The organism is Pseudomonas sp. D4002, assembly GCF_013385665.1.
GTDB lineage: Bacteria > Pseudomonadota > Gammaproteobacteria > Pseudomonadales > Pseudomonadaceae > Aquipseudomonas.
Genome location: NZ_JACAPN010000003.1, coordinates 1 through 23,998 on the forward strand (window position 1 = coordinate 1; position 23,998 = coordinate 23,998).

18 protein-coding genes are annotated in these 23,998 nt (G+C 61.4%); 8 read left to right on the forward strand and 10 right to left on the reverse strand.

From position 1 onward, the window contains the following. Positions 1 to 262 precede the first annotated feature (262 nt). The gene (locus HX824_RS01015) at positions 263 to 538 is read right to left on the reverse strand and encodes a helix-turn-helix domain-containing protein (RefSeq protein ID WP_087694596.1); all 276 of its coding nucleotides are present in this window, start codon (positions 536 to 538) and stop codon (positions 263 to 265) included. A gap of 87 nt (positions 539 to 625) precedes the next feature. On the opposite strand from HX824_RS01015, the gene HX824_RS01020 reads away from it, so the two are divergent. Together HX824_RS01020 and HX824_RS01025 are read left to right on the forward strand one after the other, a co-directional pair. Next, entirely contained in the window at positions 626 to 3,598 is a 2,973-nt protein-coding gene (locus HX824_RS01020) for an autotransporter domain-containing protein (RefSeq protein WP_177054037.1), read from the forward strand. A gap of 111 nt (positions 3,599 to 3,709) precedes the next feature. Then, positions 3,710 to 5,038, forward strand: coding sequence for an autotransporter domain-containing protein (locus HX824_RS01025; protein ID WP_177054038.1), 1,329 nt, complete (start codon positions 3,710 to 3,712; stop codon positions 5,036 to 5,038). Between the two features lie 69 nt (positions 5,039 to 5,107). Here the strand turns inward: HX824_RS01025 and oadA are convergent, their stop codons facing one another. Both oadA and HX824_RS01035 read right to left on the reverse strand, forming a co-directional pair. After that, on the reverse strand, positions 5,108 to 6,916 hold the full coding sequence (gene oadA / locus HX824_RS01030; protein WP_003213440.1) for a sodium-extruding oxaloacetate decarboxylase subunit alpha: 1,809 nt from the start codon (positions 6,914 to 6,916) through the stop codon (positions 5,108 to 5,110). Between the two features lie 11 nt (positions 6,917 to 6,927). Beyond that, a complete protein-coding gene (locus tag HX824_RS01035; RefSeq protein WP_003213442.1) occupies positions 6,928 to 8,343 on the reverse strand; it encodes an acetyl-CoA carboxylase biotin carboxylase subunit in 1,416 nt (471 codons plus the stop codon). Positions 8,344 to 8,537: 194 nt separating this feature from the next. Here HX824_RS01035 and HX824_RS01040 point away from each other — a divergent pair, with 194 nt between their 5' ends. Continuing rightward, the gene (locus tag HX824_RS01040) at positions 8,538 to 9,512 is read left to right on the forward strand and encodes a LysR family transcriptional regulator (protein WP_003213443.1); all 975 of its coding nucleotides are present in this window, start codon (positions 8,538 to 8,540) and stop codon (positions 9,510 to 9,512) included. Here HX824_RS01040 and HX824_RS32470 read toward each other — a convergent pair. The 3 genes from HX824_RS32470 to HX824_RS01050 form a co-directional block, all read right to left on the reverse strand. Continuing rightward, positions 9,442 to 9,639 carry a PA3496 family putative envelope integrity protein gene (locus tag HX824_RS32470; protein WP_003213445.1) on the reverse strand — a complete coding sequence of 66 codons (198 nt, stop codon included), beginning with the start codon at positions 9,637 to 9,639 and terminating at the stop codon, positions 9,442 to 9,444. The two genes, HX824_RS01040 and HX824_RS32470, sit on opposite strands and share 71 nt — an antisense overlap. A gap of 222 nt (positions 9,640 to 9,861) precedes the next feature. Further along, on the reverse strand, positions 9,862 to 10,728 hold the full coding sequence (hexR, locus tag HX824_RS01045) for a transcriptional regulator HexR (RefSeq protein WP_003213447.1): 867 nt from the start codon (positions 10,726 to 10,728) through the stop codon (positions 9,862 to 9,864). Between the two features lie 162 nt (positions 10,729 to 10,890). Next, positions 10,891 to 13,764 carry a GGDEF domain-containing phosphodiesterase gene (locus tag HX824_RS01050; RefSeq protein ID WP_008439498.1) on the reverse strand — a complete coding sequence of 958 codons (2,874 nt, stop codon included), beginning with the start codon at positions 13,762 to 13,764 and terminating at the stop codon, positions 10,891 to 10,893. Positions 13,765 to 14,043: 279 nt separating this feature from the next. Here HX824_RS01050 and uvrD point away from each other — a divergent pair, with 279 nt between their 5' ends. The 3 genes from uvrD to HX824_RS01065 all read left to right on the forward strand — a co-directional run bounded on the left by uvrD (position 14,044) and on the right by HX824_RS01065 (position 17,838). Further along, the gene (gene uvrD, locus HX824_RS01055) at positions 14,044 to 16,227 is read left to right on the forward strand and encodes a DNA helicase II (protein ID WP_177054039.1); all 2,184 of its coding nucleotides are present in this window, start codon (positions 14,044 to 14,046) and stop codon (positions 16,225 to 16,227) included. Between the two features lie 191 nt (positions 16,228 to 16,418). Then, positions 16,419 to 17,294 carry a Tim44 domain-containing protein gene (locus HX824_RS01060; RefSeq protein ID WP_003213454.1) on the forward strand — a complete coding sequence of 292 codons (876 nt, stop codon included), beginning with the start codon at positions 16,419 to 16,421 and terminating at the stop codon, positions 17,292 to 17,294. Between the two features lie 136 nt (positions 17,295 to 17,430). After that, positions 17,431 to 17,838, forward strand: a complete 408-nt coding sequence (locus tag HX824_RS01065; RefSeq protein ID WP_003213456.1) for an SMI1/KNR4 family protein — start codon at positions 17,431 to 17,433, stop codon at positions 17,836 to 17,838. 80 nt (positions 17,839 to 17,918) lie between these two features. Here the strand turns inward: HX824_RS01065 and HX824_RS01070 are convergent, their stop codons facing one another. Continuing rightward, positions 17,919 to 19,682 carry a cation:proton antiporter gene (locus HX824_RS01070; RefSeq protein WP_177054040.1) on the reverse strand — a complete coding sequence of 588 codons (1,764 nt, stop codon included), beginning with the start codon at positions 19,680 to 19,682 and terminating at the stop codon, positions 17,919 to 17,921. A 295-nt stretch (positions 19,683 to 19,977) separates the two neighbouring features. Between HX824_RS01070 and HX824_RS01075 the strand changes: the two genes are divergently transcribed. Beyond that, a complete protein-coding gene (locus tag HX824_RS01075) occupies positions 19,978 to 20,463 on the forward strand; it encodes an acyl-CoA thioesterase (RefSeq protein WP_003213461.1) in 486 nt (161 codons plus the stop codon). A gap of 27 nt (positions 20,464 to 20,490) precedes the next feature. Here the strand turns inward: HX824_RS01075 and HX824_RS01080 are convergent, their stop codons facing one another. Both HX824_RS01080 and pdxY read right to left on the reverse strand, forming a co-directional pair. Then, on the reverse strand, positions 20,491 to 21,537 hold the full coding sequence (locus tag HX824_RS01080; RefSeq protein WP_177050695.1) for a hypothetical protein: 1,047 nt from the start codon (positions 21,535 to 21,537) through the stop codon (positions 20,491 to 20,493). 81 nt (positions 21,538 to 21,618) lie between these two features. Further along, complete coding sequence (pdxY, locus tag HX824_RS01085; protein WP_003213465.1) at positions 21,619 to 22,491, reverse strand: pyridoxal kinase PdxY; 873 nt, start codon at positions 22,489 to 22,491, stop codon at positions 21,619 to 21,621. Positions 22,492 to 22,608: 117 nt separating this feature from the next. Between pdxY and HX824_RS01090 the strand changes: the two genes are divergently transcribed. After that, on the forward strand, positions 22,609 to 23,007 hold the full coding sequence (locus HX824_RS01090) for a DUF3301 domain-containing protein (RefSeq protein ID WP_003213466.1): 399 nt from the start codon (positions 22,609 to 22,611) through the stop codon (positions 23,005 to 23,007). Here HX824_RS01090 and HX824_RS01095 read toward each other — a convergent pair. Continuing rightward, positions 23,001 to 23,963, reverse strand: a complete 963-nt coding sequence (locus HX824_RS01095) for a GTP-binding protein (protein ID WP_102604035.1) — start codon at positions 23,961 to 23,963, stop codon at positions 23,001 to 23,003. The genes HX824_RS01090 and HX824_RS01095 overlap by 7 nt on opposite strands. Positions 23,964 to 23,998 lie beyond the last annotated feature (35 nt).

Genomic DNA, 23,998 nt, shown 5'->3' on the forward strand with positions numbered 1-23,998 from the left:
CCACGGTCTGTACTGCGCCAACAGTCAGAATCGGGCTTTGTCCCTCCTCCTCCCTTCAAGTCCTAGCATACAAGCGGGCTTGCTCGCGAAAGCGGTGTATCAGTCACAAATGTATCAACTGACCCACCGTCATCGCAGGCAAGCCCGGCTCCCACATTGTATCTTCAGCGTATCCGGGCCTTGTGCTCAGCCGAGGCGAATAGGCGAGCATCTATACCTTGAAATACTTGCTCACGATCAAACACCACGCCATAGCCTTTTCCTACAAGCTTCTGCGAACCTTCACCACTCCCATCTTCAACCCAAACGGCCTGAACACTGCGTTCAACGACTTCAGCGTCTGATTGCCCTCGCCATGTTCGATATGCACCAGCGTGCGTACGGAGATTTTGCACATCTTGGCAAACTGGCTCTGATGCAACCCAGTGACTTCCGTTCGCAGCCGGCGTACCGCCTCGGCTATTTCCAGCGTTCCCTCGGCCAATGCATCCTGAATGCTTTCGATCAACCGGGTTCGTTCTTCAACCGTCAGGCTCATTTCAATCCCCGTCACCTCCTCGCCATCATTCTGTAAAAAACCTCCGCTATACAGGTCGACTCTTTTCCTAAAACAAGGTCGCCCGCCATGCCCCCTTCGCCCCAGCGCCTTGCGCTCACTCTCGGCCTGCTGGTCAGCAGCGGTTTTGTCGATGCGGCGCCCACGCCAACCAAGACGCTGCAGATCGACACGCCCACCACCACCGGGCAAACCCTGGGTGGCAGTGACTCGTTGACGATTTCGGCACCGGGCAGCATTACGACTTCCAAAGTCGCGGTGACCTTGAAAGACGGCACCAGCGGCAATGGCGTGCGGATCGATAACTCGGGCACTATCGCCTCCACTGGCGGCCGCGGGATCGACAGCAGCGGCGACCTCACCGCCGCTCGCAACTACACCATCTACAACCGCGCAGGCGGTGTGATCCAGGGCGCCAACGACGCGCTGCGCATCGACAGCAACTTCGCCAGCGGCAGCCTGCTGATCGACAACAGCGGCACCATTCGCTCTGCCACCGGCCAAGGGCTGGACCTGGATGCGATCCGCAGCCCGAACGTCAGCACCACCATCATCAACCGTCTTGGCGGGCTGATTCGCGGCGACGCCAGCGACGGTATGAAGACCGGCGGCAACGCCAGCATCACCAACTATGGCGAGATTTCCACCGGCGATACCCACTCGCGTGATGACAAATTCGACGGCGTCGACATCGACTCCGCTACTGGCGTGACCGTCACCAACTACGGCCTCATCTCCGGCGGCCGCCACGGCATCACCACCGACCTGGGCGCCACGCTGACCAACTACGGCACGGTAATCGGCCGCAACGGCTCGGGCTTTGGTTCCGACGGCGATGGCACGGTGATCAACCACGGCACTATTACCGGCGCATTTTCCGGACTGCAGCCGGACGGCGATGGTGACGGCGTGGACATCGACAAGATTGCCCACATCGAAAACTACGGAGTCATCCAGGGCGTCGGCGCCGGTGGTGTCGACAAGAACGGCTTTGCCAACGGCAGCGAAGGCATCGCCCTCGGTGGTGGCTATGTGTTCAACGGCGTGGGTGCATTGGTAAGCGGTGCCAACAACGCGGTGCTGGTGGACGACGGCAGCGACGGCCCGGGACTTGCTGCAACCACCCTGATCAACCATGGCACCATTCAGGGCCTGAACGGCTTCGGCGTGAAGTTCGTCGGCGAGTTTGCCGACACGGTGGTCAACGCCGGCTTGATCAGCGGCAGCAACGGCCTGGCCCTGGATTTGGGCGGCGGCGATGACACGCTGACCCTGCTCGGCGGCAGCCGCTTTGTCGGCGTGGTGGATGGCGGCACCGGATATGACCGCGTGATCATGGACGACGCCGCCGGCGGCAGTTTTGGCGACAGCCGCAACTTCGAATGGCTGGACGTGAAGCAAGGCACCTGGACCCTCACCGGCAGCGGCGACTTCAGCGACGGCGGCGAGATTTTCAGCGGCGCCAAGCTGATCAACCAGGGCGGGATCGCTGGCAACCTGACCGTCGATGAAGGCGGTATTTATGCCGGTGGCGGTAGTGTCGGCAGCCTGTTGGTCAAAGGCACCTTGCAGACCAACACCGCCCTCGGCACCGCCAGCATCACCCGCGACCTGACGATGACCAGCGGCTCGACCCTGGCCTATGGCGTGAATGCCGACGGCAGCAGCGCACCGGTCCAGGTCGGCGGCACCGCGTACCTGAATGGCGCGACCCTGGCGGTCAATCCCGGCACCGGCACCTACCCGTGGCAGAGCCACTACACGGTACTGCAGGCCGGCAGCATCAATGGCACGTTCGGCAAGGTCACCAGCGACTATGCCTTCCTCACCCCCACCCTGGATTACAGCCCTACCCAGGTCGGCCTGACCTATTCCCGCAATGACGTGGCGTTCAATCAGTTCGCCAACACCGGCAACGGCACCCGCGCCGCCAACGCCCTGGCGAGCCTGGGCAAGAACAACGCGTTGTACAACGCCTTGCTCAACACCACCAACAGCAGCGCCGGTGCCGCCATCGAGCAATTGGCCGGCAGCAGCACCGCCAACCTGACCAGTGCCACCCTCGGCGCCAGCGCCCAGGTCGGCAACAGCATGTTGAACGCCATGCACCAACTGGGCGGCGGTGCCGGACTGCTGGTGGGCCTTGATCAAAAAGACACCCCCGTACTGGCCGCCACCGGCGTACCCGCCGAAGCCCGCAACCTCAACGACCCCAACGCCCGGGGCCGCCTGTGGCTGCAAGGTATCGGCAGCTACGGCAAGCTCGACGGCGACCACGGCAGCAATGGCCTGACCCAGCGCACCAAAGGCAGCGTGCTGGGGGCCGATTGGGCGCTCGATTCGGACTGGCGCGTGGGCGTGCTGGGCGGTTATTCGAAGACCGACCTGGACACCACCGGCGTCGACGGCAGCGTCGACAGCTGGCACGCCGGCGTCTACGCCATGCGCCAGAGCGGACCGCTGGCCTTGCGCCTGGGTGCTGCGTACAGCGGGCACCAGGGAGACAGTAAACGTACGGTGGCCTTTGACGGTTTCAACGATCGGCCCAAAGGTGACTACGACGCCAACAGCCAACAAGCCTTCGCCGAACTGGGTTATGCCATGGGCAGCGGGCGCCTGAGCGCCGAGCCGTTCGCCAACCTCGGCTACCAGCGCTACCACCGCGACAGCTACAACGAAAAAGGCGGCGCCGCCGCCCTGCATGTCGACGGGCAAACCCAGGACAATTTCAGCAGCACCTTCGGCCTGCGCCTGGCGCACTTGAGCCAGCTGGACAACGGCATCAGTCTCACACCGCGGGTCAGCGCCGGCTGGAAACACACCTACGGCGACGTGGACAGCAGCACCCGCCAGGCCTTCCTGATGGGCGGCACCGCGTTCAACGTCGAAGGCAGCGCCCTGGACCGCGACAGCCTGTTGCTGGAAGCCGGGCTGGATATAGGCCTGTCGGCACGCCATACCCTCGGCGTGGGCTACAGCGGCGAAATAGGCAGTAACAGCCGCAATCACGGGCTGATCGGGCAATGGCAGATGAGTTTTTAATCGCGGCCCACTAGAGACATCTCTGGCAGGCAAAGGGTGGATGGCCTGACATTTATCCGCCCTTTACCCCGCTAGATTTCCCGACCTCATACATCAAGAGGTCGGACCTGCATGCCACTCCTTCAGAAACAACTCGCACTCGCCATCACCTTCGCGCTGGGTGCCACCAACGCTCAATTCGTCCAGGCGCGAGGGGACATCGATCCAGACAGCGAGTGGTTCATCCCGGCGCCAGAGGTCGGCCAGCAAGGCAACCAGCGCCCCAAGCCACCCAAGCCCACTCCCGACTTTTACTTCAACGACCACGCCACCACCCGTAACGGCCAGCAGGTTGCCCGCGTACTGGACTCTGCCGTGGATACCCTCATCAAGTCGGGCGAACTCAATGAGTGGCAAGAGTACGAACTGGACAATATCGCCCGGGAGCTTGGCAGGCTGGCGCCGGGCCGTGTGGGTGCAGTTCTGGAGCAACTGGCAGGCAGCCAGAACGCCAACCTTGGCGCCGCCACTCAAGACAGCATGAAACAGCTCAACAGCAGCCTGCTTTCAGTCATGCGCCGGACAGGCGACGAACGCAACCTTACGGATGCCGAAGGCAATGGCCACGTATGGCTCCAGGCCCTTGGCAACGCTGGCAAGCTTGAAGGACAGCACGGTAGCGTGGGCCTGCAGCAACACACCCAAGGCCTGATGCTGGGCGGCGACTGGGCAGTGGACGATGCCTGGCGGGTGGGTGTGATGGGCGCCAAGTCCGCCAGCGACCTGAACGCCAAACGCTTCAAAGGCGAACTGGACAGCTGGCACCTCGGCGGTTACGCCGTGCGTCAGGACGGCGCCCTTGCACTGCGCCTGGGGGCGATCTACAGCAGCCATGCCGGCCAAACCCAACGCACCGTAGACTTTGATTTCGTTGAGCGCCGCGAGCAGTCCAAAGGCAAATACAACGCCCAAAGCCAGAACGCTTTCGCCGAGCTCGGCTATCAACTGGACAAGGGCAGTTTCAGCGTCGAACCCTATGCGGGGATCGGCTACCAGCGCTATCACCGCGACCGCTACAAGGAAAAAGGCGGCTTTACAGCGCTGAATGTCGGCGCCCAGACCCAGGAAAACCTCAGCAACACCTTCGGCTTGCGCCTGGCCAGTGCCTTTATGCTGGACAACCAGATGGCCCTCAAGCCGCACCTGAGCACAGGCTGGAAGCACCTCTACGGTGACGTGAGCAGCACCGTGCGCCAGTCCTCCGCGTGGGTAAAACGGCCGGGCTTCAACAGTGACTTCACCATCGAAGGCACCTCCCTGGACCGCGACAGCCTGGCGCTGCACACCGGGGTGGACCTGGCGCTGTCGACTCGGCACACCGTGGGCCTGGCCTATACCGCCGAGGTCGGCACCCACAGCCGTAACCAGGGTTTGCTGGGCCAGTGGACCCTGGCGTTCTGATTATTGCGGGCAAAAAAAAGGGGGCACATGCCCCCCCGAGGTTTAAGCGGTAGTTTCGAAGGCTGTTGATCAGCCTTCGATTTCAATCAGAATTTCACCCGGGTTGACCCGGTCGCCCTTGGCCACGTGTACGGCGGTGACCTTGCCGGCGATCGACGCCTGTACTTCGGTCTCCATCTTCATCGCTTCAGTGATCAACACAGCCTGGCCGGCCTTCACCACGTCGCCTTCCTTGACCAGCACGTCGACGATGTTGCCCGGCATCGCCGTGCTGACATGGCCTGGCGCGGTGGCGTGCTTGCGCTTGCTGCCGCCACTGCTGACAAACTCGTTGAGCGGCTCGAACACCACTTCTTCCGGCATGCCGTCGATGGACAGGTAGAAGTGGCGCTTGCCTTCGGCCTTGACGCCCACCCCGGTGATGTCCACGCGATAGCTTTCGCCGTGCACGTCGATCACGAACTCGGTCGGCACACCTTCACCACCGGCACGGGCTACGCCGCCGGCTTCAGGAATCGGCAACAGCACTTCAGGGCTCAAGGTGCCAGCGTCGCGCTCTTCAAGGAATTTGCGCCCGATGTCCGGGAACATCGCGTAGGTCAGTACGTCTTCTTCGGACTTGGCCAACGCGCCGATTTCGCCGCGCAACTTGGTCATTTCCGGCTTCAGCAGATCTGCCGGGCGATGGTCGATCACCTCTTCGCTGCCGATGGCCTGGCGCCGCAGTTTTTCATTCACGATGCCCGGCGCCTTGCCGTAGCCGCCTTGCAGGTACAACTTCACTTCGTTGGTGATGGTCTTGTAGCGCTCGCCGGCCAGGACGTTGAAGAACGCCTGGGTACCGACGATCTGCGAAGTCGGGGTGACCAGCGGCGGGAAGCCAAGGTCTTCACGAACCCGCGGGATTTCGGCCAGCACTTCGCTCATGCGGTTCAGCGCGCCCTGCTCTTTCAGCTGGTTGGCCAGGTTGGAAATCATCCCGCCCGGTACCTGGTTGACTTGCACGCGGGTGTCGACGGCGGTGAATTCGCTTTCGAACTGGTGGTACTTCTTGCGCACAGCGTAGAAGTACAAACCGATTTCCTGCAGCAGTTCCAGGCTGAGGCCGGTGTCGAATTCGCTGCCTTTGAGGGCCGCGACCATCGACTCGGTACCCGGGTGGCTGGTGCCCCAGGCGAAGCTGGAAATGGCGGTGTCGATATGGTCGGCACCGTTTTCGATGGCCTTGAGCTGGCACATCGAAGCCAGGCCCGCAGTGTCGTGGGAGTGGATGAAGATCGGCAGGCTCTGCTCGGCCTTCAGCGCCTTGACCAGCTCGCCGGTGGCGTATGGTGTCAGCAGGCCGGCCATGTCCTTGATCGCCACCGAGTCGCAACCCATGGCTTCCATTTGCTTGGCCTGGGCCACGAACGCCTCGATGGTGTGCACCGGGCTGGTGGTGTAGGCGATGGTGCCCTGGGCATGTTTGCCGGCGGCTTTTACCGCTTCGATGGCCACTCGCAGGTTACGCACGTCGTTCATCGCGTCGAAGATGCGGAACACGTCGATGCCGTTGACGGCGGCCTTGGCTACGAAGGCTTTGACCACATCGTCGCTGTAGTGGCGGTAGCCCAACAGGTTCTGGCCACGCAGCAGCATTTGCAGGCGCGTGTTGGGCAACGCCGCGCGCAGTTTGCGCAGGCGCTCCCACGGGTCTTCTTTCAGGAAGCGTACGCAGGCGTCGAAGGTCGCGCCGCCCCAGACTTCCAGGGACCAGTAGCCGACTTTGTCGAGCTTGTCGCAGATCGGCAGCATGTCGTCGGTGCGCATGCGGGTCGCCAGCAACGATTGGTGGGCGTCGCGCAGGATGGTGTCGGTTACGAAGATCTTCTTGCTCATTCTTATGTTCCTCACAGGCCTGCGTGGGCGGCGATGGCGGCGGCGATGGCCAGGGCCAGCTCTTCGGGTTTGCGCTTGATCGAGTAGTTGGTCAGCTCAGGGTGGCTTTCCACAAAACTGGTGTTGAACTGGCCGCTGCGGAATTCCGGGTTGCGCAGGATTTCCTGGTAATAGGCGGCGGTGGTCTTCACGCCTTGCAGGCGCATGTCGTCCAGGGCGCGCAGGCCGCGGTCCATGGCTTCTTCCCAGGTCAACGCCCACACCACCAGCTTCAGGCACATCGAGTCGTAGAACGGCGGGATGGTGTAGCCGGTGTAGATCGCCGTGTCGGTACGCACGCCGGGACCGCCGGGTGCGTAGTAACGGGTGATCTTGCCGAAGCTGGGCAGGAAGTTGTTCTTCGGGTCTTCGGCGTTGATGCGGAACTGCAACGCAAAACCCCGGTGCTGAATGTCTTCCTGCTTGACCGACAGCGGCAGGCCCGACGCAATGCGGATCTGCTCACGCACAATGTCGATGCCGGTGATTTCTTCGGTAATGGTGTGTTCCACCTGCACCCGGGTGTTCATCTCCATGAAGTACACCTCGCCCTCGGCGAGCAGGAACTCCACGGTGCCGGCGTTCTCGTAGCCCACGGCCTTGGCCGCGCGCACCGACAGGTCGCCGATGTAGGCACGCTGTTCAGGGGTCAGCTGGGGGCTAGGGGCGATCTCAATCAGCTTCTGGTTACGGCGCTGGATCGAGCAATCGCGCTCGAACAGGTGCACCACATTGCCGAAGCTGTCACCGAGGATCTGCGCCTCGATGTGCTTGGGATTGACGATGCATTTTTCCAGGAACACTTCCGCCGAACCGAAGGCCTTGGTGGCTTCGGAAATTACCCGGGGGAAGGCTTGTTCGAGTTCTTCACGGCTGTTGCAGCGACGGATACCGCGACCGCCACCACCGGAGGTGGCCTTGAGCATCACCGGGTAACCAATGCGGTCGCCTTCGGTGAGGGCTTCAGCGATGTCGGCAACGTTGCCTTCGGTGCCCGGGGTGACCGGTACGCCGGCCTTGATCATGCTGCGGCGGGCTTCAGTCTTGTCGCCCATGCGGCGAATCACTTCTGCGGACGGGCCGATGAACTTGATCCCACGTTCGGCGCAAATGTCTGCCAGCTCAGCGTTTTCCGAGAGGAAGCCGTAGCCGGGGTGCAGCGCGTCGCAACCGGTTTCCACCGCCAGGTTCACCAGCTTGCGCGGGTTCAGGTAACCGGCCAATGGCTCGGCACCGATGCTGTGGGCTTCATCTGCACGCTTTACATGCAGGGCATGGCGATCGGCATCGGAATAGACCGCGACCGAACGAATGCCCATCTCGGCGCAGGCACGCACGATACGTACGGCAATCTCACCACGGTTGGCGATCAGGATCTTTTTTATCACTTGGAAATTCCCTTGAGCCGATTGCTACCTACTTCGACCCTGGAAGCGGGTCGGCGCGTGACCAAATGTTTCATGGCAGTCGCGTGACACACACTATGCCCCTGCAGGGATTAACAAAAATCAATAATTATTGGGTTGTGTATAAGCAAAGACTTATAGTCGTCGCATCAAGGGTCGGTGGGAGTGCTTGAACTATGCGTAAGTCATTGATGCGTATGACATTGCGTCAATTGCAGATTTTCAATGAAGTCTGTGATTTGCGTTCCTACAGCCGCGCAGCCGAGGAAATGTCCCTCACGCAACCGGCAGTTAGCCTACAAATCAAGCAGCTGGAGGAGCTGCTGGGCCAGCCATTGTTCGATTACGTCGGCAAAAAGCTCTATATGACTGAAGCTGCTGAAGCCTTGCAACGGGCCAGCCGGGACATTTTCGGACGCCTGGAAAACCTCGATATGCAGCTCTCCGACATGCAGGGCTCGTTGCAGGGCCAGCTGAAACTGGCGGTGGAATCCAGCGCCAAGTACTTCGTGCCGCACCTGTTTGCCGCCTTCAAGCGCCAGCATCCGGAGGTCAACCTGCACCTGACGGTGGTCAACCGCGCCCAGGTGATTCGCCGGCTTTCAGACAACCGCGACGACCTGGTGATCATGTCGATGGTGCCCCAGGACATGGGCCTGGAATTCCTGCCGTTCCTGAACAACCCGATTGTCGCGGTGGCGCCCCACGATCATCCGCTGAGCCATCAAGGGCCGTTGCGCCTGCAGGACCTTGAGCCTTACACGCTGCTGTTGCGCGAGCCGGGGTCCGGGACGCGGATGGCGTGCGAAGAGTATTTCAAGGAGAAGCGCGTGCACTTCACCCAGACGGTGGAAGTGTCTTCGGCCGAGGCGCAGCGCGAGTGCGTGACCGCCGGGTTGGGCGTGGCGCTGCTGACGCGCCACGCGGTCAACCTGGAACTGGCCACCGGCGGGCTCAGGGAGCTGCCGGTGGAAGAACTGCCGCTGTACCGCAGTTGGTGCCTGGTGCAGGCCAAGGCCAAGCGCCTGTCACCGGTGGCCCATGCATTCCTGGGCTTTATCCGCAGCGAGCGACTGCAGATCAGCGCGCTGGCTGAACGCTTCGCTGGGCAGCCGCGGGTGCCTGCCAGTGGAGTTCCGGATAGTCACTGATGCTCTGTTGCAATTGACGCTGATCGCAGCGGTCTTCAATTGCGCGACGGAAGGCCATGCGGCGCTGGTCTTCCTGCTGGCGGCGGGTCTTGACGGTGCTGTTGCTTTCTTCGTATTGCCGAGCCATTTCGAGTCTCCCAATGCGAGTAAGGGGAGTTCAGGATGGGCTCGGGCAATGACGGTTTAGCGGCATGGGGATGACAGGACGATGAATCTTGCGGGGCAGGACCCAATCAAAATGTGGGAGCGGGCTTGCTCGCGAATGCGGTGGGCCAGCCAGCATATTCAGTGACTGACACTTCGCATTCGCGAGCAAGCCCGCTCCCACAATTGGTCCGCGTACAAACTATCAGTCGTCGAGGGCTTTTACGGACTTGGGTGACAACCGAAGGCTGCGCAAGCTGCGCTTCACGCTCTTGAGGTGGTTGACCAGGCTCGGGCCGCGCGCCATGGCCACGCCCATCGCCAGCACGTCGATCACCACCAGGTGGGCGATACGCGAGGTCAGCGGCGTGTAGATCTCGGTGTCCTCGTGTACATCGATCGCCAGGTTGACGGTCGACAGCTCTGCCAATGGCGTCTGGCTCGGGCACAGCGTAATCAGGGTCGCGCCGCTTTCACGCACCAGGTTGGCGGTGATCAGCAAATCCTTGGAGCGGCCGGACTGGGAAATGCAGATCGCCACGTCGCTGGGCTTCAACGTCACCGCCGACATCGCCTGCATGTGCGGGTCGCTGTAGGCCGCCGCCGTCAGCAGCAAACGGAAGAACTTGTGCTGGGCATCCGCCGCCACCGCGCCGGACGCGCCGAAACCATAGAACTCCACGCGCTGGGCCTGGGACATGGCGGTCACGGCTTTTTGCAGCTCCACCGGGTCGAGCTTTTCGCGCACCTCCATCAGGGTGTGCAGGGTGGTGTCGAAGATTTTCAGGCTGTAGTCGGCGACGGAATCGTCTTCGTGGATCGCAAACTGGCCAAAGCTCGCACCCGCTGCCAGGCTCTGGGCCAGCTTGAGCTTCAAGTCCTGGAAACCGGAGCAACCGATGGCGCGGCAGAAGCGCACGATGGTCGGCTCGCTGATGCCCACGCTGTGGGCCAGGTCGGCCATGGAACTGTGCATCACGGCCGCAGGGTCAAGCAGCACGTGATCGGCAACCTTGAGTTCCGATTTGCGTAACAGGTGGCGCGACTGGGCGATATGTTGCAACAGGTTCAAAGGGCTGGACTCTTGTTATTGGCAGACGCCAGGGATGTAGCAAGCTTGTAGTTATACTACAAGAATTACCGATTTGCCCGTTCGATGCATCACTTAATCACGCTGCTGCCCGCTGATTCAGCGGGCAGGCTCGATGTAGCCCCGCGTGCGGCTTGGGCTCAACTATGGAAAATCGGCATTTTTTCGTAACAAATCCGCCAAGCCATCCGCTTCCACCGGCCGACTGATCAAATAGCCCTGCACCTCGTCGCACTGCTCATCCCGCAAAAAGTCCAGCTGCTGCTGATCTTCCACACCCTCGGCCACCACCTTGAGCGACAGCCCGTGGGCCATGGCAATGATTGCGCGGGTGATCGAGGCATCTTCGCGTCCCTGGCCCAGGCCGCGAATGAACGTCTGGTCGATCTTCACGTAGTCCACGGGGATGCGCTTGAGGTAACTGAGGGATGAGTAACCGGTGCCGAAATCATCAATCGCCAGCTTCACCCCCAGGTCGCGCAGTTGCTGGAAGGTCGAGATGATGTGCTCGACGCTGTCGAGCAGCTGGCTTTCGGTCAGTTCCAGCTCCAGGTATTGCGGATCAAGCCCGGTTTCTTCCAGCACCTGGCGCACCAGGCTGATCAGCTTGCCCTGGCGCAGTTGGTGCACCGACAGGTTGACCGACACCCGAATCGGCGCCAGCCCCTGGCGTTGCCATTCACAAGCCTGCCAGCACGCCTGGCGCAACACGAACTCCCCCAGCGGCACGATCAGGCCGGTTTCTTCGGCCAGCCCGATAAAATCGCCGGGCGGCACCATGCCCCACTGCGGATGTTCCCAGCGAATCAACGCTTCGGCCGCATTCAGCTTGCCACTGGCCAGGCACAGTTTGGGTTGGTAGAACACCGTAAGCTGGCGCTCATCAATCGCCTTGCGCAGCTGGTTTTCCAGCTGCAAACGTTCCAGGGTGCTGGCCTGCAGGCTGTCGGTGTAGAACTGGAAGTTATTACCGCCCAGGTGCTTGGCGTGCTGCATGGCCATGTTCGACTGGCTGACCAGCGCGGATATTTCCCGCGCATTGTCGGGCAACAGGCTGACGCCCATTGAGGCACTGACCACCAGCTCGTGCCCTTCCACCGTCACCGGCACCCGCAACTTGGCCAGCAACCGCGTGGCCACCCGCGCCAGGCTCGACAGGTTGCCGTAGGCGTCGAACAGCACGGCGAATTCATCGCCAGAGAGCCGCGCGATGGTGTCGGCCTCAGGCAAGGCGTTGATCAAGCGGCGGGCCATTTTCTGCAACAACTGGTCGGCCACTTCATGCCCGAGGCTGTCGTTGAGCAGCTTGAAACGGTCCAGGTTGATATGCAGTAAAGCCAGGCTGCGGCCACCCTGGCGCACCCGCTGATGGGCTTCGCGCAACCGCTCGCGGAACAGCGAGCGGTTGGCCAGCCCGGTCAATTCGTCGTAGTGCGTGAGGTAGCGCATGCGCTCCTCGGATTCGCGCCGCGCGGACAGATCAGCGAAGAAACCCACGATATGGCTGACATTTCCCCGAATATCCCGGACTACATTCAGTTGTAGCCATTGCGGGTAGAGTTCGCCGTTCTTGCGGGTTTCCACGAGCTCGCCCTGCCAGGTGCCGTGGCTGAGCAACGCCTGGCGGATCACCGGGAAGTGGCGCCGTGCGTCGCGGCTGCTGGGCAGCTCCACGACATTGCGCCCGATCATGTCGTCAATGTCGAAGCCGGTGACGCGGCTGAATGCCTGGTTGACGGCTATCAGCACGTAGTCCGGATCGAGGATCACAATGCCTTCGCTGGCCGCCTCAAACACCGTCGATGCCAGGCGCTGCTGTTCTTCCAGGACCTTGCCGGCGCTGATGTCGCGGCGGGTGCCGAGCATCCGCGTGACGCGTCCACTGGGCGAGCGCTCCACGGCGCGGCCACGGTCCTGGATCCATACCCAATGGCCATCGCCATGGCGCACCCGGTATTCCACCAGGTAGTCCTCGCTGCGGCCTTTAAGGTGCTCCACCAGCGCGCGCTTGAGCAGCGGCAAGTCGTCCGGGTGCAGGCGTGGCTTGAGGTGGCTGAGCATCGCCGTGACGTATTCCGGCTCCAGGCCGAACAACTCCTTGAGCTGGGTATGGTGGACCTCATCGGTTTGCAGGTTCCAGTCCCACAGCCCCAGTTCGCTGGCCTGCAACGCCATGGCCAGACGCGCCTCGCTTTTGCTCAGGGCCAGGCTCGCCGCGTCCAGTTCCTGACTGCGCTGATCGACGCGTTGCTGCAGGCCGATCTGTGCTTCGCGCAACTCTTGTTCGACCTGGCGCCGCTGCTCCACCTCACGCACCAGTTCCTGGTTCAGTTGCTCGCTGCGTTGCTGCGCTTGCTGCAGATGCTCGATCAACGCCTGGTTCTGGAAGCGCCTGAGCAGCCCGCGCTGGATCAGGCGATTGACCTGCCATGCCACCAGGCTCAGGGATGCCAGCAGAATCAGGCCCAGGCAACCCCAGCCTTGCTGTTGCGGGTCGCCGCTCCAGAATAAATAGAGGATGGCCGGCACCAGGCAGGGCACGGCAAACGACAGGAAAGCCGGCAGACTGACGGCATAGGCCACACTGGCGGACAAGGTCGCCGCGCCGAGCAGGCCGAACACCCAGGCCTGTTGCGCAAAGCTGTCCACCGGTACCAGGGCGATGGCAGCACTGGCCAGCGTCAAGCCGCTGACGGCCGAGCCCAGCATGAACATGCGTCGCCAGATCGGCTGCGCCTGGCGGCTGGGCATGGCGGAATCGAACGCCGCCACCTGAATTACCCGCAAGGCCACCAGCGCCAGCAGCCATACCAGCCAAATGCTGTCCAGCAGATAGCGCTGCGGGCTCCAGAGCAACCAGGCGCAGACCAGTCCATTCACCAGCATTAATAAAGTAGGCAGCAGGGAGCCTTGGTAAAGCAGGCGCGTGCGCTCCACCGCCATCTCCATGGCGTAGTGCTTGCGGATAACCTGCGCCGGCGCCACGGAGGGTCCCGCCAGGTCAATGCTAAGGGTCATAGGCAGTGTTCTTATAATGGTGAGCCCGAAACGTCGACGGAGCATACACAAGCAAACGCTCGGGCCAAACTGCCCCAAGTCATAAAAACAGCGCGACAATCAGGCGCAAACCTTGGAGCCAGACAGCTTGAGTGAGACAGGGCGCGGGCTGTGGGCGATGACCGACCGGTCATCACCGTGAATAGATTGTTGCCTTATCCTGTGTCGACGCAGAAGTTTCCCCGTGACCACCCGGCATTGGGATTTGCCCGACTCCCCCGGGCACCCTAGAATGCGCCGATGCGCGATGATCTCTCTCTTTTGCTGAACTCCCTCAACGATGCCCAACGCCAGGCCGTAGCGGCCCCCGTTGGCCGTCAGTTGGTCCTGGCCGGTGCTGGCTCCGGTAAAACCCGAGTGCTGGTGCACCGTATCGCCTGGTTGATCCAGGTCGAGAACGCCTCACCGCATTCCATCCTGTCGGTGACCTTCACCAACAAGGCCGCTGCCGAGATGCGTCATCGCATCGAGCAGTTGATGGGCATCAGCCCGGCCGGCATGTGGGTGGGCACCTTCCACGGCCTGGCGCACCGCCTGTTGCGGGCGCATTGGCAGGAAGCCGGCCTGAGCCAGACCTTCCAGATTCTCGACAGCGACGACCAGCAACGCCTGGTCAAGCGGGTGATCCGCGAGCTGGGCCTGGATGAACAACGCTGGCCGGTCCGTCAGGCCCAGTGGTTCATCAATGGCCAGAAAGATGAAGGCCTGCGCCCGCAACATATCCAGGCCAGCGGCGACCTGTTCCTGGCCACCATGCGCAGCATTTATGAAGCCTATGAAGTGGCCTGCCAGCGCGCCGGCGTCATCGACTTCTCCGAACTGCTGCTGCGCGCCCTCGACTTGTGGCGCGACAACCCGGGCTTGCTGGCGCACTACCAGAAACGCTTCCGCCACATCCTGGTGGACGAGTTCCAGGATACCAACGCCGTGCAGTACGCCTGGTTGCGCCTGCTGGCCAAGGGCGGCGACAGCCTGATGGTGGTGGGCGACGACGACCAGTCGATCTACGGCTGGCGCGGCGCGAAAATCGAGAACATCTACCAGTACAGCGACGACTTCCCGGACGCCGAAACCATCCGCCTGGAACAGAACTACCGCTCCACCGCCGGGATCCTCAAGGCCGCCAACGCCTTGATCGCCAACAACACCGGGCGCCTGGGCAAAGAGCTGTGGACCGACGGCGGCGAAGGCGAAGCGATCAACCTGTACGCCGCCTTCAACGAACACGATGAAGCGCGCTACGTGGTGGAAACCATCGAAAGCGCCCTGAAAACCGGCCTGGCCCGCAGCGATATCGCGATTCTCTACCGCTCCAACGCCCAATCACGGGTATTGGAAGAGGCCCTGCTGCGCGAGCGCATTCCGTATCGCATCTATGGTGGCCAGCGCTTCTTCGAACGTGCCGAAATCAAGAACGCCATGGCCTACCTGCGCTTGCTGGAAGGTCGCGGCAACGATGCGGCGCTGGAACGGGTGATCAACATTCCGGCCCGCGGCATCGGCGAGAAGACCGTCGAGGCGATTCGCGACCACGCACGCCACAGCGATGTGTCGATGTGGGAAGCGATGCGCCTGCTGATCGCCAACAAGGGCCTGACCGGCCGTGCGGCCGGTGCCTTGAGCGTGTTTGTCGAGCTGATCGAGAACCTGGCCGCCAAGTGCATGGAAATGCCCCTGCACCTGATGACCCAGACCGTGATCGAGCAGTCCGGCCTGATCGCCTACCACGAAGCGGAAAAAGGTGAGAAAGGCCAGGCCCGGGTAGAAAACCTTGAGGAACTGGTCAGCGCCGCCCGCGCGTTCGAAAACACCGAAGAAGACGAAGACCTGACGCCATTGGCGGCATTCCTCGGCCACGCTTCCCTGGAAGCCGGCGACACCCAGGCTGATGAGCATGAAGACAGCATTCAGCTGATGACCTTGCACAGTGCCAAGGGCCTGGAATTCCCCTACGTGTTCCTGGTGGGCATGGAAGAAGGCCTGTTCCCCCACAAGATGAGCCTGGAAGAACCCGGCCGCCTTGAGGAGGAACGCCGCCTGGCCTACGTGGGCATCACCCGGGCGATGCAGAACCTGGTGATGACCTACGCCGAAACCCGGCGCCTGTACGGCAGTGAGACCTACAACAAGGTGTCGCGCTTCGTACGTGAAGTGCCGAAAGGGCTGATTCAGGAAGTGCGCCTGTCCAACAGCGTCAGCCGACCGTTCGGCGGCGGCCAGCAGCAGAACTCCAGCAGCATGTTCGCTGGTTCGGAAATCCCCGAGACGCCGTTCATCCTTGGCCAGCAGGTCAAGCACGCGATCTTCGGCGAAGGCGTGATACTCAACTTCGAAGGCGCCGGTGCCCAGGCCAGGGTGCAGGTGAACTTCGCCGAAGGCAGCAAGTGGCTGATGATGGGCTACGCCAAGCTCGAAGCAATCTGAAACAACTGTAGAACATGAAGGATGTTGCCCCACCCTTGTATTTGGCAGCGGTGGGGCCAATATCTGTAATAAGTCCTACAGACGATTCGGTATTGGCCCTACGCAAAAGCCCGAAACACTATGCCGCTAGCCACTGACATCACACCTGTGCAACATGGCGCGCGTGCAATCCACAAATGGGAATTCCCTTTATGAAACGTTTTCTTAGCATCGCCATGGCGTTGTGCATCGGCCTGACGATGAGCCTCGACGCCAACGCCAAGCGCTTCGGTGGCGGCAAATCCATGGGCTCGGCGCCGAGCCACCAGACCAGCCAAATGGCCCCATCCGGCGGCGGCATGGGCGGCGCAGCTGCGACCGCTGGCGCTGCCGGTGCCGCAGGCGCTGCTGCCAAGGCTGGCGGTGCTTCGCGCTGGTTGGGCCCTCTGGCCGGTATCGCGGCCGGCGGCCTGCTCGCCTCCATGTTCATGGGCGGCGGCTTCCAGGGCATGCAGATCTTCGACATCCTGATCATGGCGGTCATCGCCTTCCTGATCTTCCGCTTTATCGCCGCCCGTCGCCGCAAGCAACAGGAGCACATGGCTCCAGCCGGCGCGCCGATGCAGCGTGAAGTGTTCGAGCAAAAGCCTGCTGCCATGGGTTCGATCTTCGGCGGTTCGGCTGCTCCTGCTGCCGCTCGTCCGGTGATCAACGCACCCGCCTGGTTCAACGAAGAGCGCTTCGTCGAAGCGGCCCGCAGCCACTTCCAGTCCCTGCAGCAACACTGGGACGCCAACGAAATGGACAAGATCGCCGAGTTCGTGACCCCGCAACTGCTGGAGTTCCTCAAGCGCGAACGTGCCGACCTGGGCGACGGCTTCCAGTCGACCTACATCGACGACCTGAAAGTGCAGCTTGAAGGTGTGGATGACCGCGCCGACAAGACCATCGCCACCCTGACCTTCAGCGGTGTGTCGAAGACCTCGCGTTTCGACCAGGGCGAAGTGTTCAGCGAAAGCTGGAACATGGAACGCCCACAAGGCGAAAACCAGCCTTGGCTGGTCGCCGGTATCCGCCAGAACGGCTGATCCCTGCCCGCTTTGAGTACGCAGTAACAAAAACCCCGGACTTGTCCGGGGTTTTCTATTTCACGGTTGCACTTATAGCGAGCTACTGTATAAAACGCCCCTATAAACCGCGCCATCTAGCAAGAGGATCCCGGCCGTGGAAGAAGTTATCGAACAATTGCGTGAAGCCAACGAACCGGTACCGGTTCCTCTGGAGCTGCCTGACGAAGATCAACTGGTGGAAATCGAGGAACAACTGTTCATCGATATTCCGTTCGTCTTCCGTGAATTTCTGCTGACCGTCAGCGATGTGGTCTACGGCAGCCTGGAGCCGGTGACCGTCACCGACCCACAGTCCCACACCTACCTGCCGGACGTTGCCGCCAACGCCTGGGATGCCGGTGTTGACCGCAGCATGATCCCGATCTGCCAGGACGGCGACGACTACTACTGCGTCGAGGAAGACGGCACCGTGGTGCTGTGGTCCGGCGAAGAAGAGCTCGTCACCGAAGAAACCTGGGAATCGGTGTGGCACTGGGCACGAGACGTCTGGCTGGAAAGCTGAGACCCCTGTGTGCCGAGGGCGCTTGTTGTGGCGAGCGAGCTAGCTCGCGCTGGGCTGCGAAGCAGCCCTCTGCGACCCACTCAGTGCTCCGGCGTATCCTTATGGTTATCCAGGGTCTCCAGCAAGGCGACCTGCATCCGCGTATGCACGCGGATGAACCAGCGCCAGAGCACGGCGGCCACCGCGGCCGTCACCACGGCGATCAGCACCAGCAACTTGTTGGTCGGCAGGATACTGGCCGACAAGGCTGCCAATAGCAGGAAAATCACCAGCAGCGAAAGAATCGGGATCACTTCGGCGATCACCCGGCGCACGCGCTGAGTGTGGCGCCCGGCCATTTCCGGCTTCACGCTCATCTCCGCCAGCAGCATCGACAGCGCCTTGAGCTTGCGGTACGCCGCAATCAAAAACGGCAGCGACAGCAGCAACGCCCCACCCCAGATCAATGCCTTCTGCCAGCTCGGATCGCTGACCCAGCCTTCCAGGTAGCTGCCAATACGCGCCGCGAAAAAGCTGCCGGCAAAGAAGATCGCCACCACCAGCGCCAGGTTCACCCCCACCTGCAGAATGATCTTGCGGATCATCGACGCCAGCATCGCACCCTCGCCCTGGGGCTGAATGCTGCGCAGCCACTCGCCATACATCCCGAACACCCGGCTCATGCGCTTGGGCATCACTGCGGCAATCTTCAGCGACAGCGGGTCTGCGCCACGGATCAGATAGGGTGTGAGCAGTGTGGTAATCGCAGAAACAGCCACCGCCACCGGATACAGGAAGTCGCTGGTGACCTGCAACGTCATCCCCAGCGCGGCGATGATGAATGAAAATTCGCCGATCTGTGACAGCCCCATCCCCACTCGCAATGAAGTGCGGCCATCGTTACCCGCAATAAACGCCCCCAACCCACAGGACAACATCTTGCCCAGCACCACGGCCACGGTAATCACCGCAATCGGCCAGGCGTATTGCAGGAGGATCTGCGGGTCGATCATCAAGCCAATGGCGACAAAGAAGATCGCGCTGAACAAGTCGCGAACCGGTTCGATCAGGCGCTCAATCTTCAGCAATTGCCGGGATTCGGCCATGATCGCGCCGATCAGGAATGCCCCCAGCACCATGCTGTATTCCAGCTTGACCACCAGCAGACAGAAACCGAAACACAGACCCAGCACGGTGATCAGCAGCATCTCGTTGCTTTCGAATTTGGCCACGTACCCCAGCAGGCGTGGCACCAGCAAAATCCCGATCACCAGTGCGACAATCATGAACAGCGAGAGCTTGCCGACGGTGGAGAACACCTCGCCGGAGCTGACCGTGCCGCTGACGGCAATGCTCGACAGCAAGGCGATGATGCCGATGCCGAGGATGTCTTCGACGATCAGCACCCCGAAAATCAGCTGGGCAAAGCGCTGGTTTTTCATCTTCAGGTCATTGAGCGCCTTGACGATGATGGTGGTCGAGGAAATCGCCAGGATCGCGCCCAGGAACAGCGAGTCCATGGTGTTCCAGTCGAACCAGCGGCCGATTTCGTAGCCGATCCAGATCATCAGGATGATTTCGAGGAACGCCGCGATAAATGCGGTGGCGCCAACCTTGAACAGCTTGCGCAGGCTGAACTCAAGGCCCAGGCAGAACATCAGGAAGATCACCCCAAGCTCGGCAAGGGTCTTGATCGTGTCTTCGTCGTGGATCAGGCCAAACGGTGGGGTGTGCGGGCCGATGATGAAGCCGGCGACGATATACCCCAACACCACCGGCTGCTTGAGCCGATGGAACAGGATCGTCACCACCCCGGCCACCAGCATGATCACGGCCAGGTCCTGGATAAAGCTGATGGCGTGCATGGCGAGGGGCTCCTTGAGGGGTACTGGCGCTTTTCCCATTTCCACGCATGCACCCCGAAAGGTCGCAATGAACGGAAAGAAAAGTCTGCCTTGATCGTAAGAATTGCCTTTGAGACGGGCTTTTGAAGGGTAACACCGCGACTTGCGGCAGAAAGCCGGTGCAATATATGGAAACAGATCGCCCCAGGCGTGACGGCAAGCCGGGGCCCAGCGTCCCGTTATGAATGGCTCTGCAAAGATTCCAGCACCCGCAGAGGTGCCTCCCCACCCAATGCCTACAACCCGTGAGTGTGCTATGGAACCCGGAAACGCCCAGCTGTCGATGACAGTATTGATGACCCCTGACATGGCCAACTTCTCTGGCAATGTGCACGGCGGCACGCTGCTCAAGTACCTCGACGAAGTGGCCTACGCCTGCGCCAGCCGTTATGCCGGGCGCTATGTGGTGACGTTGTCGGTGGACCAGGTGATTTTTCGCGAGCCGATCCATGTCGGCGAGCTGGTGACCTTCCTGGCCTCGGTCAACTACACCGGCAACACGTCGATGGAAGTGGGGATCAAGGTGGTCACCGAGAACATCCGTGAGCGTTCGGTACGCCACACCAATAGCTGCTTCTTCACGATGGTCGCGGTGGATGACCAGCGCAAACCGGCCGCCGTGCCGCCGCTGCAACCGCAGAACAGCGAAGACAAACGCCGGTTTGTGCAGGCTCAACAGCGCCGGCAGATTCGCCAGGAGCTGGAAAAGCGCTATCAGGAAATCAAGGCAGACGGCCCGTAAGAGCCCGCCAGGTTTCTGGATGACCGCTTAGTAACGCGAGCACTTGTCAAAGTGCGCACACACATCAAAGCGCTGGTCCAACTGGGCCATGCGCTCCATATGGTGATTGACCACCTCCATCGTCACGCTCTTTCGGGTATTCACGTAGTACTGCACCATAAGCTTGTCGTTCTCCGCTACGCGCGATTTGATCGCACTGTCCGTAGGCTGCATCCATTGCTCCAGGACGGCATCCTCAGTTCCCCGCAGGCGCTGGCGGTACACCTCAGTGTAAAACCCCAGAGCCCGGGCCAGACGACCGGCAGACTCTTGATTCGACAGTTCGTAGTTCTGCCGAAACTGGTTCCAATAATCCGGCGGCAAGGTATACGAGCCCATCAACGCCTTGCGCTTGCTGATCAACTCATCAAGCTCTTGAGGCGAGGTTTGCATTCGGTCGACTTTATTCTCTGACACGATGGCCGTGATCGACTGCGCACGCTCGTCAAGAATGCGATCAATCAACACCATTCGCTGCGGAGTATCCGGTAACAACTTGCCGAATATCGGACCTTTGCCCTCGCAAGACGGCATGCCGGTCTCGAACAGCGGCTGCGGGATCCGCACGTCCTTGCCGTCCAATCGCGTAAGACGCTGGAGCAGCGTGCTGCATTGGCGGCCCTGCAATTCGAAGGTCACTTCGTACTCTTCACCCGCCTTGGGCGTTAGATTGAACGCTTTGCCACAGACATAGGAGCTGCCGTTGGTGTTGATCATCAACATAGTGTCCTTTCCGGGCGCCAGCTTGATCTCCAGCAGCCCACGAGCCGTGGGCGGTGGCGGCACAAGCATGTCTACCCGCCGCTTGGTGTCCACCAGGAACATGTTGTTGAGAATGCCTGTGGTCTCACCCATGCAGTGCTGTGCGTCATAGACAAAAAGGGTGCTGTTGGTGGTGTTGGAGATGAACCGCAGCTTCGCCGCATCGGGCTCGGTTGCGTCAGGATAGGTACCGTGGACGCTGCAACCACTGAGCAGCGTAACCAGGGCCAATGCGATAAATGCCCGTGGCGAATGGAGCAGGGATAACGACATGATCTTCCTTGATGAACGCAGAGGGCAAAAAGACGGCCGATAGTAACGGACGCCCTTTGCCTCGCTCAATCAGGAATATTCCTACAGCCCGATTGGGGTTGCCTCGAAGCGAACTCGCGGATGGGCAATCCGGTCCTGGGCGCGCACCAGTTCCAGCTCATAGCTGGCGCACGCCTGGGTTTCCAGCAGTACTTCATGCACCGCTGCAGCAGTGAACTCAAAGGCCGCCACCAGGCTATCGCCCAACAACACCCGCGCCAGGAACAAGCCCGACGTCAGGTCGCCCACGCCCACCGGCTGACGCGGGAATGCCAGCAGTGGCCGACGCAGGTGCCAGCTGCCTTCAGCCGTCACCAACAGCATTTCGAAGCCGTCCGGCAGCTTGCCGGGATAATCCAGGTGCTTGACCAACACCGCTTTCGGCCCGCGGGCCAGTAACGCACGGGCCATCCCCAGGCAATCGAACAGCGACTGCGGCTTGCGCCCGGCAAAGCTGTCCAGCTCCAGTTGGTTGGGGCACAGGAAGTCGGCCATCGCCGCCGCTTCCTCCAGCAGGAAGTCGCTGACCTCCTGGGGCACGATGCAGCCTTTTTCCGGATGCCCCATCACCGGGTCACACAGGTAAAGAGCCTTGGGGTTGATCGCCTTGATCCGCGCCACGCCGGTGAGGATCGCCCGGCCCTGGGCCGCACTGCCCAGGTAGCCCGACAGCACTGCATCACAGTTGCCCAGCTCGCCAATCGCCGCGATGCCTTCCACCAGCGCAGGAATTTGCTGCGGCGCCAACACTTCTCCCGCCCACTGACCATACTGAGTGTGGTTGGAGAACTGCACCGTATTGAGCGGCCACACGTTCACCCCGACCCGTTGCATGGGGAACACGGCGGCGCTGTTTCCGGCGTGGCCGAAGACCACATGAGACTGGATCGCAAGCAGATGGGGCGTACGTTTCATGCAGGGGATTTCCGTAAAGCCGTTGATATTCTGGCTGCGCAGTATGCGACTAAACGCGGCCTGTACGACAGACCGGAGACGCAGTTAAGCTGGCCCTACTTTGTTGGAGTTCATCGAATGCTGACCCTCGGAAATATCTTCGTGCTGATGCTGCTGGCGACCGGTGCCGCCTGGCTGTGGCACAACCACGGCCTGCGCGAGCGGGCGCTGGAACGGGTCAAGCAGCACTGCGCCAAGCTCGACATCGAGCTGCTGGATGGCGCCGTGGCGTTGAAGCGCATCGGTTTTGTGAAAGATGCCAGCGGGCGGCGGCGCCTGGCACGGATCTACAACTTCGAATTCACCGTGACCGGCGAAACGCGGCACCCGGGGACCATCACCCAATTCGGCGCCCACAGTGCACAAATCGAGCTGGCGCCCTACCCGTTCGAGATCAAGACGCCATTGCCCAGCGCCGAGATCATTGAGCTAAGCCAGTGGCGCCAGGAGCATGGCAACAGCAAGACCCGTCACTGACGGCAAGCGGTTAACCCACCCTGTAACTGCGCAACGTCCTGCACTTCGCTGAAGATCAATTCGATACGCGAATCCCGCCGCCATTCGCTGGGCTGCCAGGCCAATGCTGCGTTATCCACAGCGTTGGCCGATGCCCAGCCATCCAGGCTGTGGATAACCAGTTTTGCCCGTCGCCAGTCCAACGATTGCAGCCATTGCTGAATGCGCCGCGCGTCGAATCGCTGACTCGGATGCCAGCGCCAGCCAATGCTCCAGCCATCCTCCTGGCCCTGGCTGAGGCAGATCGGCGATGCCGGATCCGTCCAGATGGCCGGCATTTGCCCCAGGCCTTTGGGCAACTCGAAATTATCCACAGCCGCTGCCGCTTGAGCATTCACACCCGGTAACCGGGCCAAGGGCAGTTGCGCCTGCTGCGTCCAATAGATCGGCCGGTCGGGCAGTTGTCCTTGAATCAACAGGCGCTGCGCATCACTTAAGGCTTCATTCTTGTTCAATACCAACAGCCCGGCGCTGGCTAATGCCTCCCGTTGGGCATTGGGTAAAGGTTTACCCGCCGCCAACGCCTGGGCGTCCAGTACGAGTACGCACGGCTGCACCGCCAATACCTGCTGCCAGGGTGCTTCCCGCAGCTGCTTGAGCAATTGAGCCGGGTGCCCAAGCCCGGACGGCTCGATAAACAGCCGGTCGGGCCTGGCCTTACGCAACAAACGCCCCAGTCCTACCTGAAACGGCGCCCCGTTGACGCAACACAGGCAGCCACCCGCCACTTCACCGAGGGCAATCCCGTCGTCATCACGGGTGAGCAACGCGGCATCCAGGCCAATCTGCCCGAACTCATTGATCAACACCGCCCAACGCTCGTTGGCCGGGCGCTGGGCCAGCAGGTGCTTGATCAGGCTGGTCTTGCCGGCGCCCAGGGGCCCGGCAATCACGTGGGTGGGAATGTTCTGCAGCATGGTGGACATCATTCAGACCGTGTAGAGAGGTTCGA